The sequence below is a fragment of the Proteus sp. CD3 genome (assembly GCF_008808075.1).
Taxonomy (GTDB): Bacteria; Pseudomonadota; Gammaproteobacteria; order Enterobacterales; family Enterobacteriaceae; genus Proteus; species Proteus appendicitidis.
This window is the reverse complement of sequence record NZ_CP019686.1, coordinates 3,859,923-3,876,900: the sequence shown is the minus strand read 5'-3', so window position 1 is coordinate 3,876,900 and position 16,978 is coordinate 3,859,923. Positions and strand designations below refer to the sequence as shown.

Genomic DNA, 16,978 nt, shown 5'->3' with positions numbered 1-16,978 from the left:
ATCCATGGTTACCTTTTAGTTGCTGCATCAAACGCACTTTGCAAATCATTGATTAAATCCTGGCTATCTTCAATACCCACCGAGATACGAAGTAATGAGGGGCTGATCCCTGCTGTTTTTTTCGCTTCTTCTGACATACCTGCATGGGTCATGGAGGCAGGGTGACAAATTAAGGTTTCTACCCCACCTAAAGATTCTGCCAGTGTAAAGAGTGTTAATTGAGATAAAAAGAGTTTAATCACATCTAATCCCCCTTTTAACTCAAAACTTAACATTGCACCGAAACCTTGTTGCTGTTTTTTTGCTATTTGATGGCCAACATGATTTTCCAGTGCGGGGTAATACATTTTTTCGACTAATGGCTGTGTTTGTAAAAACGCCACTAATGCCTGTGCATTTTCTTGCTGAAGTCGAATTCGAGGTACTAATGTTCTTATGCCTCGTAATAATAAATAGCTATCAAATGCGCCAGATGTGACGCCAATATTATTCGCCCACCAGCTTAGCTCCTCAAGCTGTTTCTGACACTGACAGATAACAACACCAGCGACAATATCTGAGTGTCCATTAAGATATTTTGTGCATGAGTGGACAACAATATCAGCGCCTAATGCTAACGGCTTTTGTAAGACAGGGCTCATAAAAGTGTTATCAGCAACCACTAATGCACCGTGTTGATGAGCAAGCTCACTGATTTTTTGAATATCCGTTATTCTTAAAAGAGGATTACTTGGTGTTTCGATAAAAACAATTTTAGGCTGATGCGCTAAAGCCTGCTTAAGTGCAATATCATCATTTTGATCAACAAAAATCACACGGTAAGCGCCACGCTCTTGTTGGCTGTTAAAAAGACGATAACTTCCTCCATAACAATCATGAGGCGCAACAATCACATCGCCAGGCTTTAGAAAAACCGTGCAAATTAAATGAATAGCTGACATTCCACTGCTAGTGACAACTGCCCCCACTCCACCTTCTAGCTCGGCTAATGTCTTTTGCACCATATCACGCGTTGGATTACCTCGACGAGAATAATCATGATCACGAGGCTGATTAAATTCTAAAAAATTATAGGTACTAGAAAGATAGATAGGCGGTACGACACAACCAAATTGAGTGTCTTCATTTAGCCCATTATGGATAGCAATTGTTGCTGTTTTCTTCGTCATACAGGCACCTTGTCACAGCGATAAGTGGAGAAATCTGCAACAGCATATCCAATTAGACACCAAGACGTCAATACATCTAGCCATCTAAACTCCTTTACGGATAGATTAAGTAATGGAATAATACCCAAATTAAGGATATCACCAGTGACTGTTACTTTTTCTCTCACCTTCAGCCAGAAGAGTCGGTGGTTTTAGAAAAGTCATGATAAACTGGTATTGCCCATCAGAATGTGGGTTAACCCTATTCTGACTTCAACTAAATGATATTAATTAAGGTAATCCATGGCTGAATGGAACGGTGAATATATCAGCCCTTACGCTGAGCATGGCAAAAAGAGTGAGCAAGTTAAAAAAATTACAGTTTCAATTCCATTGAAAGTGCTAAAAATTTTGACTGATGAACGCACTCGCCGTCAGGTTAATAACCTAAAACATGCAACCAATAGTGAATTATTGTGTGAAGCATTTTTGCACGCATTTACCGGACAGCCTCTCCCAAATGATGAAGACTTACGTAAAGAACGTAACGATGAAATCCCTGAAGAGGCAAAAGAAATAATGCGCCAGCGCGGGGTTGATCCCGATACTTGGGAGTATTAATCAGCGTCAGCTTTTGACTGATTGCTTGATTAACACGAACAAAAAAGCCCAAAGCAAAAAACTTTGGGCTTTTTTTCAATTCCGAACTGTCTGCAAGATGCCAGACTAAGCTGACATCTCGTGACAACAAATATCTTATTTGCTGCCTGGAATTTTGAAGCGTTTGTTGAACAGATCAACACGACCACCAGTTGCAACATCACGTTGTTTACCAGTATAGAATGGGTGGCATTTGTCACAAACGTCCAGATTCAGGTTATGACCTGCAGTGGAGTTGATTTTCATAACGTTACCGCAAGAACAAGACGCAGTAATTTCTTCGTATTTAGGATGGATATCTTTTTTCATGGAAAACCTCTACTAAGGCCGTGTCGCCATTCAGCCCACAGCCGAACACCACACGTCGTGTTGATTGAAATTAAGTGTTTGGTAATTTATCTACCAAAGGGGGCGGATCATACAGAATATCCACTAAACGCGCAATGAAATCTGCACACTTTTTGTGATATTCTTAACGTCATCTTTTCGCTAAAACTCTCGGAAACCCTGATATGACCATAGTTCAGGTAATTTTACCTGTACCACTATTCTCCTCTTTTGATTATCTGTTACCAGAAGGGATCGATGCGCCTGTTATCGGCAGCCGAGTGATCGTGCCTTTTGGTAATAAACGCCGCTCTCTTGGTATTGTCAAAGGGCTTAGTACACACAGCGAGTTTCCTATCGAAAAGCTAAAGCCAATTGATGAGATCCTTGATAGCGAAACACTCTTTCCGGGTGTTTTGTGGGATATGTTAAATTGGGCATCGGCTTATTATCACTACCCGTTAGGGGAAGTGCTATTTCATGCTATGCCGATTTTATTACGACAAGGAAAACCCGCAGAATTCACACCATTATGGCAATGGTATGCGACTGAAGAAGGGATTAATCTCGACCTCAATAGTTTAAAAGGGGCGAAAAAACAGCAGCAAGCATTAGCAGCCCTTCGCCGTACACCTTTATATCGCCATCAACTTGATGAGTTTGAGATAACGACTGCAACACTTAATAACTTAAAAAAGAAAGAGTTTGCGGATCTGCGCCCTATTCAACCGGCCCCCATACATTGGCACAATGATCTTGCGGTTCAAGGCGAACGTTTTAAATTAAACACAGAACAAGCTATTGCAGTAGGTGCAATCACCGCACAGGCCGATCAATTCTCACCTTGGTTATTATTGGGTATTACAGGTTCAGGCAAAACAGAAGTTTATTTGAGTGTGTTAGAAAAAATTCTCGCACAAGGTAAACAAGCACTGGTACTGGTGCCTGAAATTGGCTTAACTCCTCAAACAATTCGTCGTTTTAAGGCCCGCTTTAATGCGCCTGTGGATGTGCTTCATTCAGGATTAAATGATACTGAACGCTTAGCCGTTTGGTTACGAGCCAAACGAGGTGATAATGCCATTATTATCGGTACACGTTCGGCACTGCTAACCCCTTTTCAGCATCTTGGTATTATCATTATCGATGAAGAGCATGATGGCTCTTACAAACAACAAGATGGCTGGCGTTACCATGCGCGTGATCTCGCCGTTTTCCGTGCAAAACAAGAAAATATTCCTATTGTGATGGGAACTGCAACCCCATCAATTGAAACCAGTTTTAATGTTGAGCAAAAGAAATATCAACAACTCACCCTAACTCAGCGTGCAGGTAATGCAAAACCCGCAACAGAGCATTTAATTGATTTAAAAGGGCAACCGCTGACAACGGGGCTGTCTCCCATTCTGATCAAAGCAATAAAAGAGCACCTTAATGCGGGTAACCAAGTGATGCTCTTTTTAAATCGCCGAGGATTTTCACCTACATTACTATGCCATGAATGTGGGTGGATAGCAGAATGCCCTCGCTGCGATCACTATTATACTATCCATCAAAAACATGGCATGTTACGTTGCCATCAATGTGATAGCCAGCGACGCATTCCAGCACAATGTCCACAATGTGGCTCCACTAATTTAATCCCCGTAGGATTAGGAACAGAACAACTTGAGCAAGGGATTGGTGAATTATTTCCTGATACACCAGTGACGCGAATTGATAAAGATACAACAAGTCGCAAAGGCGCTTTAGAGCAACAACTGGAAGATATTTATCAAGGTGGCTCACGTATTCTTATCGGTACACAAATGTTAGCCAAAGGGCATCACTTTCCTGATGTCACCTTAGTGGCTTTACTTGATGTGGATGGCGCTCTCTTCTCCAGTGATTTTCGTGCAGCCGAACGCTTTGCTCAGCTTTATATACAAGTATCAGGTCGAGCAGGTCGTGCGGGTAAACAAGGCGCGGTGTATTTACAAACCCATCAGCCTGATCACCCTCTATTACTGACATTATTAGAAAAAGGCTATGACGCTTTCACTAAAGAGGCTTTACAGGAGCGACAAGCGACTTTTTTACCGCCTTATTCTAGCCATATTATGATCCGCTCTGAAGATCACAATAATCAGCGTGCGCCTCAGTTCTTACGACAGCTCAAACAGTTTTTTGAACAACACCCAATGCGAGATGCCAATTTATGGATAATGGGGCCAGTTCCTGCAATTCAAGCTAAACGAGGAGGCAATTATCGTTGGCAATTATTGCTCCAGCATCCTTCGCGGGGTTATTTACAAAAATTACTGTCTGTCACTTATCCTCAGATTGTGGCTTTACCTGAAAGTAAAAAAGTGAAATGGAATATTGATGTGGATCCGACAGATTGTTGATACTCTCTTTTGGATATTTTTGCATATCTTTTGATCGATTTTATCTTGAGAGCCAAATTCCACCAAATACTGGTTACGCCTCAAGACTATTTATCAATTTTGCGAACTACCTCATAAAAACGATTGGTATCACACTTTTTATGCAAACTAGGTAACAGTATCTATTTAAAAAGCGGGTAGAATAACAATTTAGAATATTTCTTGAATTAAAAACCGTCGATAAAATCCTTTTTTGAATATTGGCGGTTTTTTTGCAATAAAAAAGCAATCGTTTAACTAAACCATCCAAAAGGGAGGTATGGGGTTTGCAACAGAATAATAAAGATAATACGCAAGCAACAATGAAAGATGTTGCCCTTGCAGCCGGCGTGTCCACAGCAACTGTGTCACGTACTTTAATGAATCCGGAAAAAGTATCCTCACAAACCCGTCAGAAAGTTGAACAGGCTGTTCTTGATGTGGGCTATTACCCACATAACCTGTCAAAAAATCTTAAGCGTAACGAGTCAAAAACGATCCTTGTGATCGTACCTAACATCAGCGATCCGTTTTTTACTGATGTTGTGTGTGGTATTGAAGAAACCGCTGCACAACATGGTTATCTCGTGTTAATTGGTGATTGTAAACATCAGCAAAAACATGAAAATGCCTTTATTAATCTCATTATCACCAAACAAATTGACGGTATGTTACTTCTTGGCTCACACATCCCCTTTGATGTTTCCAAAGAAGAACAGAAAAATTTACCGCCGATGATCATGGCAAATGAGTTTGCGCCTGAACTCGAATTACCTACCGTGCATATTGATAATCTCACGGCATCTTTTAGAGCAACACACTATTTACAGCAAATGGGTCATAAGCGTATTGCCTGTATTACAGGCCCTGAAGATATGCCTTTATGTCGTTATCGTTTGCAAGGCTATATTCAAGCCATGCGTAGAACGGGTGTACCTTTACGCGAAGATTATATTATTCGTGGTGATTTTACCCATGAAAGCGGTGCAGAAAGTCTGAAAAAACTGATTTCTTTACCGGAGCCACCGACAGCCGTGTTCTGTCATAGTGATATTATGGCCATTGGCGTTATGTGGCAGGCGAAAAAATTAGGATTAGAGCTACCTAAAGATCTCTCTGTGATTGGTTTTGATAATCTTGATATCACTCGCTATAGCGAACCTGCTCTGACAACAATGGAGCAACCTCGTTATCAAATTGGTCGTGAATCTATGTTGTTATTACTCGATCAACTACAAGGTAGACCTGTTGCACCCGGCTCTCGCTTATTAGATTGTGAGCTAATTATAAGAGAGAGTGTCTGTCGGCTTAAAAGCTAGGCAAAACACACTATGTTAAGTAACATATCGTTTGTGATACCTATTCCTTTAATTATCAGCGAATCGAACTGTGGCACAACGAGACTATGTGGGACGAGGGCAGACATCTGCTCGTCGTAAAAAGACAACGAAAAGTAAAAACAAAAAGGCTGCTAAAGGGCTGCCTTTAACGACGCTTATCGCGGCAATCGCTATTGTGGCGCTGTTTATCGGCGGCCTCTATTTTATTACACATAATAAAAAAGAAGCCGTAGAAACAATGCCAACCATCACTGGGCAACATCCAGCGAATAGCCTACCGCCAAAACCGCAAGAGCGTTGGCAATATATTAAAGAATTGGAAAATCGTCAGGTCGGTACACCTTTACAGCCTGAATATCCTTCATCGGGTAGCCAGATTAATCCGAAAGCAACACTTTCGCCTGAGCAGTTACGTTTTTTACAACAAATTGAAGCGGATAAGCGCCAACCTGCCGTTCAACTGCCAGAAGTGCCTTACAATGGGGAAGTACCACGCTCACAAGTGGTTGTAACACCACCTGCAACAATCCCCCCTTCTGTTACACAACAGCCGGTACAAACTCCACCACCGCAAGCACCTGTACCTGCAATTGTTACACCGCCTAAACCTGCTGTGACTGAAGCAAACTTTTTAGTGCAATGTGGCTCTTTTAAAAATACCGAACAAGCTGAATCAGTGAGAGCAACGCTGGCTTTTTCGGGTGTTGAAAGCCGAGTAACGAAAGGCAATGATGGTTGGATCCGCGTCTTATCAGGTCCTTACAGTAAAGAACAAGCCAACTCCGTAAGTAGACAAGCCGCTGGAGCTGGCGTATCAGGTTGTATTCTTCGCGCTTCTGGGGGTTGAAAAATAAATTTTCTCCCCCACCTATAATTCTAATTCACACAACGGTCAGTGCCTTATCTTAAATAAAGGCACTTCCCGTCTCTTTTTTTATTGATTAAACCAGGGGCTGACTCATGACTACAATCGTAAGTGTTCGCCGTAAGGGCCAAGTTGTAATCGGTGGTGATGGACAGGCGACGATGGGTAATACCGTCATGAAAGGCAATGTTCGCAAAGTACGCCGTCTTTATAACGACAAAGTCATTGCGGGATTTGCTGGCGGCACTGCTGATGCTTTTACTCTTTTTGAACTGTTTGAGCGCAAACTAGAACTTCACCAAGGGCATTTAACTAAAGCTGCGGTAGAACTTGCTAAAGATTGGCGCACAGACAGAATGCTACGCAAATTAGAAGCGTTGCTTGCTGTTGCAGATGAAAATACATCTCTTATCATCACAGGTAATGGTGATGTGGTTCAACCAGAGAACGATTTAATTGCTATCGGTTCTGGTGGCCCTTATGCACAAGCAGCGGCTAGAGCTATGCTAGAAAATACTGAACTTTCTGCACGAGAAATTGCTGAAAAAGCACTTAGCATCGCTGGAGATATCTGTATTTACACTAACCATAATGTCAACTTTGAAGAACTCTCTTCAAAAGAGTAAGGATTAGAGAGCATGTCTGAAATGACTCCTCGCGAAATTGCCAGCGAACTCGATAGATTTATTATTGGTCAAGATAAAGCGAAACGTGCAGTGGCGATTGCCCTACGTAACCGCTGGCGTCGTATGCAGCTTGATGAAGCGCTGCGTCATGAAGTAACACCTAAAAATATTCTGATGATTGGACCGACAGGTGTCGGTAAAACTGAAATTGCACGCCGTTTAGCAAAATTGGCAAATGCACCTTTCATCAAAGTTGAAGCAACTAAATTCACCGAAGTGGGTTATGTGGGTAAAGAAGTTGATTCTATTATCCGTGATTTAACCGACTCTGCGGTCAAAATGGTACGTAGCCAAGCTATCGATAAAAATCGTTTCCGTGCTGAGGAAATGGCTGAAGAACGTATCCTTGATGTCCTTATTCCACCAGCAAAAAATAACTGGGGCGTAGCAGAACAAGCATCTGAACCGTCAGCAGCACGTCAATCTTTCCGTAAAAAATTACGTGAAGGTCAGTTAGACGATAAAGAGATTGAAATTGAGTTATCTGCAACACCAATGGGTGTTGAAATTATGGCTCCTCCAGGAATGGAAGAGATGACTAATCAATTACAATCTATGTTCCAAAATTTAGCGGGTCAGAAACAAAAAGCGCGTAAGATGAAAATCAAAGATGCGTTTAAGCTTATTGTTGAAGAAGAAGCTGCTAAATTAGTTAATCCTGAAGAGCTTAAACAGCAAGCGATTGATGCAGTAGAACAACACGGTATCGTCTTTATTGATGAAGTAGATAAAATCTGTAAACGTGGGGGACAAAGTTCTGGCCCTGACGTTTCTCGTGAAGGTGTGCAGCGCGATCTCTTACCACTGGTTGAAGGTTGTACAGTTTCAACAAAACACGGTATGGTAAAAACAGACCATATTCTGTTTATTGCATCAGGTGCTTTCCAAGTTTCAAGTCCTTCTGATTTAATTCCTGAATTACAAGGACGTCTGCCAATTCGTGTTGAACTTCAAGCGCTGACAGCAGAAGATTTTGAGCGTATTCTAACTGAACCTAATGCATCGTTAACAAAACAGTATGAAGCATTAATGGCAACCGAAGGTGTGTCTATTAGCTTCACCGAAGACGGTATTCGCAAAATTGCTGAATCAGCATGGCGTGTAAATGAAACTACCGAAAATATTGGTGCTCGTCGTTTACATACTGTTTTAGAGCGTTTGATGGAAGAAATTTCCTACGATGCTAGTGAACGTCAAGGTCAATCAGTATTGATTGATGCAGAATATGTGAAACAGCATCTGGATGAGCTTGTCGCAGATGAAGATCTGAGTCGATTTATTTTATAATCAACTTGTGCGATCCTTATCAGCAATATTTACGTGGGAGGCTTGCCTCCCATTCTTATTTTTATAATAACAACGAACACGAGTATCGAATTTCAGCATGAGCTCTCTAAATTCCACTAGCCGGACTCAAGCCTGGCTTGAAAGTTTACGACCCAAAACACTGCCTTTAGGGTTAATTGCCATTGTGACGGGTTCCGCATTAGCGTATTGGATGGGTCATTTTGAGCTACCTATTGCATTGCTTGCTATATTGACAGCGGGAACATTACAGATCCTATCAAACCTTGCCAATGACTATGGTGATGCCGTAAAAGGAACAGATACTGAAGAACGTTTAGGGCCACTACGTGGAATGCAAAAAGGCATAATCACAGCGGCTCAAATGAAAAAAGCGCTGATCCTAAATGTTATTATTTCCTGTATCTGTGGTATTGCACTTATTATTGTCGCCTGTAAAAAGCCAGAAGATGCTATTGGCTTCTTAGTAATGGGTCTGCTCGCTATTGTTGCCGCAATTACTTATACCGTGGGTAAACGCCCTTATGGTTATATGGGGCTGGGAGATATCTCTGTTTTAATTTTCTTTGGCTGGTTAAGCGTCATCGGAACTTATTACTTACAATCCAACACCTTTGATATTGTTACCCTACTTCCTGCTACAGCCTGTGGTTTACTTTCTGTCGCTGTTCTAAACATTAATAATATGCGCGATTTAGAAAGTGATATTCAAGCAGGTAAAAATACATTAGCTGTTCGCTTAGGTCCTGCTGGCTCCAGAACTTACCATACCTGTGTTATTTTTCTTTCTATTGCCTGCTTAATTATCTTCACTCTCCTTTATATGCATCGCTGGACAGCGTGGTTATTTTTACTCGCCACCCCTATGCTTTTACTGCATATCAAACGAGTGAATGCCGATCACTCTGGTGAGGCAATGCGTCCCCTACTCGAACACATGGTAAAAGCAGCACTATTAACTAATGTTCTTTTCTCTTTAGGTTTAGTTTTAGAATAATTTCACTCGATTGTTGATTTGACTCACTGAATTTTCAGTGAGTCTTTTGCCAATCGCCCCTGTTAAGGGATATACTGGACTTTCCTGTGGCAACCTGACGTAATCTCCTATGAAATATGATACTTCTGAACTCTGTGATATCTATCAAGAAGATATCAATGTCGTAGAACCGCTTTTCTCAAACTTTGGTGGTCAAAGTGCCTTTAACGGGCAAATTATCACCGTCAAATGTTTTGAAGATAATGGCCTGCTTTATGACTTACTTGAAGAAAATGGTAAAGGCCGTATTCTTTTGGTCGATGGCGGTGGCTCTGTACGTAAAGCCTTAGTTGATGCTGAACTAGCACAACTTGCTGTTTCTAATGAATGGGAAGGCATTGTTGTTTACGGCGCTGTACGTCAAGTGGATGCATTATCAGAGCTTGATTTAGGTATTCAAGCAATGGCTGCTATTCCTACGGGTTGCCAAAGTGAAGGCATTGGTGAAAGTGATATCCGTGTTAACTTCGGTGGTGTTACCTTCTTCTCTGGTGATTATCTTTATGCTGATAACACCGGGATCATTTTATCTGAAGAGCCATTAGGCTTAGATGAAGATTTGATTGAAGAGTAATTGTTACTTTTTATCTGTGTTTTATCTGCGTTCTTACGATTTCAATACTCAAAAGCCACCGTTAGGTGGCTTTTGTTTTTTTAGACTTTAAGCAAATAAAGACAATTATTGCACGTCTTCCATTTTGCCTAACAGAGCGCGTAAACGCTCTTGCCAACTTGATTGCTCTTGTTTCAACTCTTCATTTTCACGAACAAGGGCTTCGCGTGATCCTTTCGCTTCTTGAACTTCTTGGTTCAGCGCATCATTTTTTTCTTTTAGCTCTTCGATTTCCATCTGTAATAATGTGATGGTATCAATTGCTTGTTGTACTTTTGATTCTAACTTCTCGAAAACTTCAAATGACATACTGTAATCCCCCATATAATCGATACTTCCGATTGTAAGTAGCCTATCAACAACTGTCTAGCATCTTCCGAGGAATTACATTCTTTTTTCAATTTATCAAAAACACTGGTCAGATCACATTACAAATGTCGATCAAGTCACTAATTAAGAGCGTTTTCACTCATTTTCTTGATGAGACACACAAATTTCAATTTCGCTTATTCTCGTTTACGCTCATTAACGATAAATTCACAGTTATCTTTTCAATTCGAAAAGAATACTAACAATAAATAACCCTCTTTCAGGATAGAATATATGAGCCAGACGAAAACCTCTCTTATGGGTCAATGCATTTCTGAATTTATCGGAACTGCGTTGCTAGTCTTCTTCGGCCTTGGTTGTGTTGCTGCAGTACGTATTGCAGGTGCAGAGCTAGGACTGTGGGAGATAAGTATTATCTGGGGGCTGGGTGTTGCCTTAGCCGTTTATCTTACCGCGGGCACATCTGGTGCTCACTTGAACCCGGCAGTTACCGTTGCATTTTGGTTATTTGCTTGCTTTGAACGCAGAAAAGTTATCCCTTATATTATTGCACAAATGTTAGGTGGCTTCTTTGCCGCTGCTATTGTGTATTTTATGTACTACAGTGTTTTCCTCGACTACGAACAAGTTAATGGCATTGTCAGAGGCTCACAAGAAAGTCTCTTCACTGCCGGTGTATTCTCTACTTATCCTGCAGCTCAAATTTCCGTTGCACATGCCTTTGTTGTCGAAGTTATCATTGCCATTATCCTTGTTGGCTTAATTTTAGCCTTAACTGATGATGGTAACGGTGTACCTAAAGGTCCATTAGCACCATTATTAATTGGTATCTTAATTGCCGTAATCGGTGGTGCATTTGGCCCCTTAACCGGATTCGCCTTAAACCCAGCTCGTGACTTTGGTCCAAAATTGGTTGCGTACTTTGCTGGCTGGGGTGATATTGCACTGACTGGTGGACGTGATATCCCTTATTTCTTAGTTCCAATAATTGCTCCATTTATCGGTGGTATCTTAGGTGCATTGGCTTACCGTAAATTAATTGGCCGTCACTTACCTTGCGATACCTGCAAAATTGAAGACGATAAATAAAATTAAGAGCAATATTGTTGATTATCAGAACAGGTTACTAACATGACAACAGAAACAAATACATCGAATACCGAGAAAAAATATATTGTTGCACTGGATCAGGGTACAACTAGTTCACGCGCCGTAGTCATTGACCACGATGCCAATATCGTCAGTATTTCACAACGAGAATTCACCCAAATCTATCCTAAGCCAGGCTGGGTTGAACACGATCCAATGGAAATTTGGGCAACACAAAGTGCAACCTTAGTTGAAGTATTAGCAAAAGCAGATATTCCATCCGACCACGTTGCAGGTATTGGTATCACGAACCAACGTGAAACCACCATTGTATGGGATAAAGAAACGGGTAAACCTGTTTATAACGCAATTGTATGGCAATGCCGTCGTACTGCGGATTTCTGTACTCGCTTAAAAGATAAAGAAGGTGTTGAAGAATATATCCGTCAAAACACGGGTTTAATGGTTGACCCTTATTTCTCTGGTACAAAATTAAAATGGATCCTCGACAATGTCGAAGGCGCTCGTGAAAAAGCAGAAAAAGGTGAACTGTTATTCGGTACCGTTGATACTTGGTTAGTTTGGAAAATGACACAAGGTCGCGTTCACGTTACAGATTTCACTAACGCCTCACGTACCATGTTATTTAATATCCACTCTTTAGATTGGGATCAAAAAATCCTCGATCTGCTGGATATTCCTCGCAATATGCTACCAAAAGTAGTGCCATCTTCAGAAGTTTATGGCCAAACAAATATTGGTGGTAAAGGCGGTACACGTATTCCTATCGCCGGTATGGCGGGTGACCAACAAGCTGCACTTTATGGTCAACTTTGCGTACAAAGCGGTATGGCAAAAAATACCTATGGTACTGGTTGCTTCTTACTGATGAATACAGGTAAAGAAGCGGTTCGTTCTAATCATGGTTTGTTAACAACAATTTGTTGTGGTCCTCGTGGTGAAGTGAACTATGCCCTAGAAGGTGCGGTATTCGTTGGTGGTGCTTCTATTCAATGGCTACGTGATGAGCTAAAACTCATAGATGAAGCCACTGACTCTGAATACTTCGCAACTAAAGTTAATGATACTAATGGTGTCTATGTTGTTCCTGCCTTTACAGGCTTAGGCGCACCATATTGGGACCCGTATGCCCGCGGTGCTATTTTTGGTTTAACCCGTGGTGCTAACCGTAATCACATCATTCGTGCAACCTTAGAGTCTATCGCTTATCAAACGCGCGATGTGCTTGATGCAATGCAAGCTGATTCAGGCGCACGTTTACAATCACTGCGTGTTGATGGTGGTGCTGTTGCCAACAACTTCTTAATGCAGTTCCAATCCGATATTTTAGGTACGCGCGTAGAACGCCCTGTTGTTCGTGAAAGTACCGCATTAGGTGCCGCATTCCTTGCAGGTCTTGCTATCGGTTTCTGGAGTGATTTGGAAGAAGTGAAAAACAAAGCTGCTATTGATAAGGAATTCCGCCCTGGCATCGAAACCACTGAGCGTAACTATCGCTATAACGGCTGGAAAAAAGCTGTCGCTCGCGCTCAAGAGTGGGAAGATCGCGGTTAATTGCAGTAAAACAGTTTGAGAGAGAAGTAGCCTAGGCTACAAAACCAAAATGCCGAGATTTTTATCTCGGCATTTTTTATTTTAGTCAGTACATCAATCAACTAAATAGTATGTTCTTCATGACTAAAACGATGCGCTAAAGGAAGCCAACAAAGCATAATCGCCACTGACATAGCAAACATAATCATACCTAAACTAAATTGATTATGCTGTGGCAGTAAAGCAGAAAACCATGTTGCGACACCAGAACCTACATTTTGTAAACCGCCCACCAGCGCACCCGCTGAACCCGCTAAATAAGGGAATGGCTCCATCGCCCCTGTTGTTGCTAATGGGAATAACATGCCGGCACCAAAGAAAAACAGTGCCGCAGGTACTAATAATGTCCAAATATTAATAATATTTAGCCAACCGGGAACCCACATTAAAATCCCTGCGGATAAACAACAAAACACAGAATGCCACATCAGCTGTACAAAGGTTTTACCTTCACGACCAGCATACCAAGCCCCAAAGAATGCGGCAGGAATAGGCAAAATAAATAATATACTGATAGTAATACTATTTAATCCGAGTACTCCACCCATTAATACACCGCTTGATGCCTCAAAAACCGCAATACCTGATAACGCACAAATCAGCATAATTAAAAAGGCGCTAAAGGTACTGTTTGAAAGTAGTAAATAAAATGATGACAACATTTTACGTTTTTCAACTTGTACAGGACGTGTTTCGGGCATCCAACGATACATACAAAAAAGAACGCTACTTCCCAATAATAATAAGAAGATATAACACGCATGCCAGCCAAAGAAGTGAGCGACAACACCACCGATCATCGGCGCTAATAATGGGCTAACTAAAACCCCCATATTTAACAAACTATTGGCGTAACGTAACGCTGTGCCTGTATATAAATCACGAGGTTGGGTACGTGTCATCACGCCTGCAACACCCGTTCCCATCCCTTGTAAGGTACTTGCAATAACCAGTGTGGTTAAATTTTGCGAGAAAATCGCCACTAGTGTTGATAAGCAAAAAATTGTCATACCAACTAAAATAACAGGACGACGCCCTACTTTGTCGGAAATAGGCCCATAAATTAGCTGTGAAAAACCATAAGAAAAAAGATAAGCCCCCATTACTTGCTGCACCGCCCCAGTTGGCTCACCAAAATAAACGGCCATATCAGCAATAACAGGAACATAAATAGTTTGAGTCATTTGACCCACAGCAACCAGTGCAATTATCAATAATAATAAATTTGCATGCTCTAACTTTCTCATTTCTTTTCTTTGCTCAAGAATTTCAGATAAATAAATTAACGGACAGGCGCACACTACAGAGAATTTACAAAAATAAACTCCGCAAAATGTATGCCTTTTCAGAATGAGACTAAGTTAACAAATTTGGAGAAATTTGCGAGATAGCCAGCAATTTTTGTATAAAGATTAATGTCAGAGAAATACACCATAGTTGTCAATATAAATGTACATATTGTGTCATTTATTGACAAAATCTTAGATTAATCACATCACCACACCATCTTGATAAATAAAAAACCGCTTCCTATTTAGAATAAATAACCAACGTAAGCATGTTTATCAAAAGGAGATAATCTCTATGGCTAATTGGGTGAATGGAAAAGTAACACAAGTTCATCACTGGACTGATGCGTTAATGAGTCTTGTCGTCAATGCGCCTATTGATAAGTTTACAGCTGGGCAATTTGCAAAATTAGCGCTAGATATTGATGGTGAACGAGTACAACGAGCCTACTCTTATGTGAATGCACCGAATGATCCCAATTTAGAGTTTTATCTGGTGACTGTACCTGATGGAAAATTAAGCCCTAAATTGTGTGCGCTAAAAATAGGTGATGAAATTCTTGTGACTGAACAAGCTAGTGGCTTTTTTGTATTAGAAGAAGTCCCCACAGCAAATACACTTTGGATGCTTTCGACAGGCACCGCGATCGGACCTTTCCTCTCTATTTTACAATTAGGTGAAGATCTCGCTCGATTTGAAAATATCGTTCTTGTCCACGCTGTTCGATATGCTAATGACTTAAGCTATTTACCTTTAATGGAAAAACTCGTTGAACGTTATCAAGGCAAATTACGCATTCAAACCGTTGTCAGCCGTGAAAATCATATTGGCTCCTTAACAGGGCGCATTCCTGCACTCATTGAAAGTGGCGCTTTAGAAAAAACGGTAGGTCTAACCATCAACCCAGAAGAGAGCCATATTATGTTGTGTGGTAATCCCCAAATGGTCAGAGACACTCAACAACTCTTAAAAGAGCAACGAGAAATGCGTAAGCACTTACGACGAAAACCCGGACATATCACCAGTGAGCAATATTGGTAATAAGGCAAAAACAAGGGTGAACTTATTTATTTCACCCTTATTTGTTTGATTTAGTAACATCAATTAACGCCAGCGACGATAGTCCACTTGATCAGTCTGTTTACCAAAATAGTTTTCACCGTCATTGCCAATAAATACACCACAATCAAGCAACATAATCATCCCAATAAAAGAAGGTAGAAAACGCCCTATCGCCCATTGCCAAAATGGTTCTAAGTTACTGGTATCAGCTAATCCTAACATCACCGCAAGTAAAAGTAATAAAAGCCATATTCCTCTTTTATTTCTGTCATGAAGTCTTTTGGTAAAAATTGCGCACAATGGATAAAAAATAGAGAAAATCAATATCCACGTCACAATGGCAGGTAATGGATAAATCATATCATTGATAATAAACAGGCCTAAAAAAAGAGCAAAACAAGCACCTAAACCAGCCCAAAAATCACAACGTCCAATTCGTCCTTTGAATGAAAATGCCCAATGTTGTAAGGTCATAAATTCTCAATAATTTACTTAATTTGTGAATTACACTGTCCATTTGGTATCAAATAATACAGACTAGCCAATAACAGCACAGACAAGCGGAGGACAGATGATAAAAGCAAACATACTTTCTACGTTATACCTGATAATCATTAGCATTGCTCTTTGTTTGCCAACTTCTGTTTTGGCAACAGAGATGTCTGTTGCACAAAAACAGCCCGCTAAAGATGATATTGCTTATCTGAAACAAGATGCACCTGTTTTTGAGATAACTATTCCAGAGCTAAGAGCTAAATTCAATCAACAAAATCAGTTGCTATCGCTTAATGAATATAAAATCATCACTAATCATGATATTGCGATCCCTCTTGTCAGAGCTGCAACGCGTATTACGCCTTATATCTATTCATCTGCAATATTAGAGCGCGGTAGCGAAAAAATAAAAAGTTTACAACTCACTCTGATCCACTCCCCTGATTCACCTGAATTAGAAAAAATAAATCGTGAGCTAACAACACAATACATCATCACTTTGATTGCTCAATTTGACTCATCGATAACTCAAGAGCAAATTCAAGAAGCGCTCAATTTATTCGCCTTTAAAAATCAAACTTCTGATTATATTAGCCATGATGTGGGGGCCATTCGCTATATTATTGCCCATGAAGATAATCAATTAACTACCTTCGCCATTGAACCGATTAAGCTTTCTTTAAACAGCAAGATCGTTTCAGCAATTCCGTGAT

General features: G+C 40.8%; 17 protein-coding genes. 12 read left to right on the top strand and 5 right to left on the bottom strand.

Features of this window, described 5'->3' with window-relative positions; translation table 11 throughout:
• Positions 1 to 8 precede the first annotated feature (8 nt).
• The gene (gene metB, locus BTA34_RS17300) at positions 9 to 1,169 is read right to left on the bottom strand and encodes a cystathionine gamma-synthase (protein ID WP_151436602.1); all 1,161 of its coding nucleotides are present in this window, start codon (positions 1,167 to 1,169) and stop codon (positions 9 to 11) included.
• Between the two features lie 282 nt (positions 1,170 to 1,451).
• Between metB and metJ the strand changes: the two genes are divergently transcribed.
• The gene (metJ, locus tag BTA34_RS17295) at positions 1,452 to 1,769 is read left to right on the top strand and encodes a met regulon transcriptional regulator MetJ (RefSeq protein WP_006534139.1); all 318 of its coding nucleotides are present in this window, start codon (positions 1,452 to 1,454) and stop codon (positions 1,767 to 1,769) included.
• Between the two features lie 135 nt (positions 1,770 to 1,904).
• On the opposite strand, the gene rpmE is transcribed toward metJ, so the two are convergent.
• Positions 1,905 to 2,117, bottom strand: a complete 213-nt coding sequence (rpmE, locus tag BTA34_RS17290) for a 50S ribosomal protein L31 (RefSeq protein WP_151436601.1) — start codon at positions 2,115 to 2,117, stop codon at positions 1,905 to 1,907.
• A 203-nt stretch (positions 2,118 to 2,320) separates the two neighbouring features.
• Here rpmE and priA point away from each other — a divergent pair, with 203 nt between their 5' ends.
• From priA to rraA, 7 genes are all read left to right on the top strand, one after another.
• Positions 2,321 to 4,522, top strand: a complete 2,202-nt coding sequence (priA, locus tag BTA34_RS17285) for a primosomal protein N' (protein ID WP_151436600.1) — start codon at positions 2,321 to 2,323, stop codon at positions 4,520 to 4,522.
• Between the two features lie 305 nt (positions 4,523 to 4,827).
• Positions 4,828 to 5,859: a DNA-binding transcriptional regulator CytR gene (cytR, locus tag BTA34_RS17280; protein WP_100157721.1), complete on the top strand. Its 1,032-nt coding sequence runs from the start codon at positions 4,828 to 4,830 to the stop codon at positions 5,857 to 5,859.
• A 70-nt stretch (positions 5,860 to 5,929) separates the two neighbouring features.
• The gene (locus tag BTA34_RS17275) at positions 5,930 to 6,727 is read left to right on the top strand and encodes an SPOR domain-containing protein (RefSeq protein WP_151436599.1); all 798 of its coding nucleotides are present in this window, start codon (positions 5,930 to 5,932) and stop codon (positions 6,725 to 6,727) included.
• Between the two features lie 113 nt (positions 6,728 to 6,840).
• Positions 6,841 to 7,371, top strand: coding sequence for an ATP-dependent protease subunit HslV (gene hslV / locus BTA34_RS17270; RefSeq protein ID WP_006534149.1), 531 nt, complete (start codon positions 6,841 to 6,843; stop codon positions 7,369 to 7,371).
• A gap of 12 nt (positions 7,372 to 7,383) precedes the next feature.
• The gene (gene hslU, locus BTA34_RS17265; RefSeq protein WP_075672990.1) at positions 7,384 to 8,718 is read left to right on the top strand and encodes an HslU--HslV peptidase ATPase subunit; all 1,335 of its coding nucleotides are present in this window, start codon (positions 7,384 to 7,386) and stop codon (positions 8,716 to 8,718) included.
• Between the two features lie 97 nt (positions 8,719 to 8,815).
• Positions 8,816 to 9,733 (top strand): 1,4-dihydroxy-2-naphthoate polyprenyltransferase, encoded by a 918-nt coding sequence (locus BTA34_RS17260; protein WP_151436598.1) that lies wholly within the window; start codon positions 8,816 to 8,818, stop codon positions 9,731 to 9,733.
• Between the two features lie 109 nt (positions 9,734 to 9,842).
• Positions 9,843 to 10,346, top strand: coding sequence for a ribonuclease E activity regulator RraA (rraA, locus tag BTA34_RS17255; RefSeq protein WP_151436597.1), 504 nt, complete (start codon positions 9,843 to 9,845; stop codon positions 10,344 to 10,346).
• A gap of 105 nt (positions 10,347 to 10,451) precedes the next feature.
• On the opposite strand, the gene zapB is transcribed toward rraA, so the two are convergent.
• Positions 10,452 to 10,694, bottom strand: a complete 243-nt coding sequence (gene zapB, locus BTA34_RS17250; protein WP_036933299.1) for a cell division protein ZapB — start codon at positions 10,692 to 10,694, stop codon at positions 10,452 to 10,454.
• Between the two features lie 294 nt (positions 10,695 to 10,988).
• Here zapB and BTA34_RS17245 point away from each other — a divergent pair, with 294 nt between their 5' ends.
• The gene (locus BTA34_RS17245; RefSeq protein WP_151436596.1) at positions 10,989 to 11,804 is read left to right on the top strand and encodes an MIP/aquaporin family protein; all 816 of its coding nucleotides are present in this window, start codon (positions 10,989 to 10,991) and stop codon (positions 11,802 to 11,804) included.
• Positions 11,805 to 11,846: 42 nt separating this feature from the next.
• Entirely contained in the window at positions 11,847 to 13,379 is a 1,533-nt protein-coding gene (glpK, locus tag BTA34_RS17240; protein ID WP_151436595.1) for a glycerol kinase GlpK, read from the top strand.
• 101 nt (positions 13,380 to 13,480) lie between these two features.
• On the opposite strand, the gene emrD is transcribed toward glpK, so the two are convergent.
• Positions 13,481 to 14,665, bottom strand: coding sequence for a multidrug efflux MFS transporter EmrD (emrD, locus tag BTA34_RS17235; protein ID WP_151436594.1), 1,185 nt, complete (start codon positions 14,663 to 14,665; stop codon positions 13,481 to 13,483).
• A gap of 337 nt (positions 14,666 to 15,002) precedes the next feature.
• Between emrD and fpr the strand changes: the two genes are divergently transcribed.
• Positions 15,003 to 15,749 (top strand): ferredoxin--NADP(+) reductase, encoded by a 747-nt coding sequence (gene fpr, locus BTA34_RS17230; RefSeq protein WP_151436593.1) that lies wholly within the window; start codon positions 15,003 to 15,005, stop codon positions 15,747 to 15,749.
• A 63-nt stretch (positions 15,750 to 15,812) separates the two neighbouring features.
• Here the strand turns inward: fpr and BTA34_RS17225 are convergent, their stop codons facing one another.
• Positions 15,813 to 16,244, bottom strand: a complete 432-nt coding sequence (locus BTA34_RS17225; RefSeq protein ID WP_151436592.1) for a DUF805 domain-containing protein — start codon at positions 16,242 to 16,244, stop codon at positions 15,813 to 15,815.
• A gap of 97 nt (positions 16,245 to 16,341) precedes the next feature.
• Between BTA34_RS17225 and BTA34_RS17220 the strand changes: the two genes are divergently transcribed.
• Entirely contained in the window at positions 16,342 to 16,977 is a 636-nt protein-coding gene (locus tag BTA34_RS17220) for a DUF1454 family protein (RefSeq protein WP_151436591.1), read from the top strand.
• Position 16,978 lies beyond the last annotated feature (1 nt).

What these genes read in the sequence shown, in the direction of transcription:
- hslU (WP_075672990.1), top strand. Translation starts at nt 7,384, where the DNA reads ATGTCTGAAATGACTCCTCGCGAAATTGCCAGCGAACTCGATAGATTT.
- priA (WP_151436600.1), top strand. Translation starts at nt 2,321, where the DNA reads ATGACCATAGTTCAGGTAATTTTACCTGTACCACTATTCTCCTCTTTT.
- metB (WP_151436602.1), bottom strand. Translation starts at nt 1,169, where the DNA reads ATGACGAAGAAAACAGCAACAATTGCTATCCATAATGGGCTAAATGAA.
- fpr (WP_151436593.1), top strand. Translation starts at nt 15,003, where the DNA reads ATGGCTAATTGGGTGAATGGAAAAGTAACACAAGTTCATCACTGGACT.
- rpmE (WP_151436601.1), bottom strand. Translation starts at nt 2,117, where the DNA reads ATGAAAAAAGATATCCATCCTAAATACGAAGAAATTACTGCGTCTTGT.
- emrD (WP_151436594.1), bottom strand. Translation starts at nt 14,665, where the DNA reads ATGAGAAAGTTAGAGCATGCAAATTTATTATTATTGATAATTGCACTG.
- BTA34_RS17245 (WP_151436596.1), top strand. Translation starts at nt 10,989, where the DNA reads ATGAGCCAGACGAAAACCTCTCTTATGGGTCAATGCATTTCTGAATTT.
- BTA34_RS17225 (WP_151436592.1), bottom strand. Translation starts at nt 16,244, where the DNA reads ATGACCTTACAACATTGGGCATTTTCATTCAAAGGACGAATTGGACGT.
- metJ (WP_006534139.1), top strand. Translation starts at nt 1,452, where the DNA reads ATGGCTGAATGGAACGGTGAATATATCAGCCCTTACGCTGAGCATGGC.
- zapB (WP_036933299.1), bottom strand. Translation starts at nt 10,694, where the DNA reads ATGTCATTTGAAGTTTTCGAGAAGTTAGAATCAAAAGTACAACAAGCA.
- hslV (WP_006534149.1), top strand. Translation starts at nt 6,841, where the DNA reads ATGACTACAATCGTAAGTGTTCGCCGTAAGGGCCAAGTTGTAATCGGT.
- glpK (WP_151436595.1), top strand. Translation starts at nt 11,847, where the DNA reads ATGACAACAGAAACAAATACATCGAATACCGAGAAAAAATATATTGTT.
- rraA (WP_151436597.1), top strand. Translation starts at nt 9,843, where the DNA reads ATGAAATATGATACTTCTGAACTCTGTGATATCTATCAAGAAGATATC.
- BTA34_RS17260 (WP_151436598.1), top strand. Translation starts at nt 8,816, where the DNA reads ATGAGCTCTCTAAATTCCACTAGCCGGACTCAAGCCTGGCTTGAAAGT.
- BTA34_RS17220 (WP_151436591.1), top strand. Translation starts at nt 16,342, where the DNA reads ATGATAAAAGCAAACATACTTTCTACGTTATACCTGATAATCATTAGC.